At 63.6% G+C, this 1321-nt stretch carries 1 protein-coding gene and 1 other annotated feature; the gene reads left to right on the top strand.

Annotated elements, in window-relative coordinates:
- Positions 1-50 precede the first annotated feature (50 nt).
- A protein-coding gene (locus NKH21_RS32655) for an IS3 family transposase (protein ID WP_352671818.1) occupies positions 51-1282 on the top strand; the annotation gives its coding sequence in 2 pieces (ribosomal slippage) (positions 51-342 and positions 342-1282; 1233 coding nt in all).
- Positions 335-451: a sequence feature (AL1L pseudoknot), on the top strand. It overlaps the preceding gene by 117 nt.
- Positions 1283-1321: the final 39 nt, after the last annotated feature.

The raw sequence follows: 1321 nt of genomic DNA, 5'->3' as shown, positions 1-1321 counted from the left end.
TGAACCGCCCCGGGTTGATCGGAGGCTCCAACTCCTGAGAAGGTGGAGCCATGACAAGCAAGACGACCAACAAGTTCTCTCCCGAGGTCCGAGCCCGTGCGGTGCGGCTGGTTCTGGATCACGAAGGCGAGCATGCCTCGCGGTGGGCGGCGGTCTCGTCGATCGCCGCCAAGATCGGCTGCACGGCGCAGACGCTGCATGAGTGGGTGAAGAAGGCCGAGCGCGACAGTGGCGTGCGAGCCGGTGTGCCTACGGATGTGGCGACGAAACTCAAGGCTTTGGAACGCGAGAACCGCGAGCTTCGCCAGGCCAACGAGATCCTTCGCAAGGCTTCCGCGTATTTTGCCCAGGCGGAGCTCGACCGCCGGTTCAAGCCATGATCGCGTTCATCGACGATCACCGCGAGGCGCATGGGGTCGAGCCGATCTGCAAGGTGCTGCCGATCGCCCCGTCGACCTACCACGACCATGTCGCCAAGCGCATCGATCCCTCCCGGCTGTCGGCTCGGGTGAAGCGGGATGAGGCTTTGAAGGATGAGGTCCGACGCGTGTTCGAGGCTAACTTCCGCGTCTACGGCGTTCGCAAGATCTGGCGGCAGTTGCAACGCGAGGGCTTCGATGTCGCCCGCTGCACGGTTGCCCGCCTGATGAAGGCCATGGGCCTCGAAGGCATCATCCGCGGCAAGCCGATCCGCACCACGGTGAGCGACAAGGCGGCACCATGCCCTCTCGATCACGTCAATCGCCAGTTCCATGCCCCGGCGCCGAACATGCTGTGGGTCTCCGACTTCACCTACGTCGCGACCTGGACGGGCTTCGTCTATGTCGCCTTTGTCATCGACACCTATGCGCGAAGGATCGTCGGCTGGCGGGTGAGCCGGACGGCGCATGCCAGCTTCGTTCTGGACGCTCTGGAACAGGCTCTCCATGATCGGCGGCCCGTGCAGGGAGGCGGGCTCATCCATCACAGCGATAGAGGCAGCCAATACGTCTCCATCAGATACACCGAGCGCCTGGCGGAGGCCGGCGTCGAACCTTCGGTGGGCAGTGTCGGCGACTCTTACGACAATGCTCTCGCCGAAACGATCAACGGTCTTTACAAGGCCGAGGTGATCCATCGACGCGGACCCTGGCGCTCATTCGAGGCCGTCGAGTTCGCCACGCTCGAATGGGTCGACTGGTTCAACAATCGCCGGCTGCTGGAGCCCATCGGCAACATCCCGCCGGCCGAAGCCGAGGAACGCTACTACGCCATGTTGGATGAACCAGCCATAGCCGCGTGACTCAAACGAAACGGCCTCCGGAAAACCCGGGGCGGTTCA

This window comes from Mesorhizobium sp. M1329 (genome assembly GCF_040318035.1).
In the GTDB taxonomy this organism is placed as follows: domain Bacteria; phylum Pseudomonadota; class Alphaproteobacteria; order Rhizobiales; family Rhizobiaceae; genus Mesorhizobium.
Note: the sequence above shows the minus strand (reverse complement) of the source record. Positions and strands in the feature narration are given on the sequence as shown.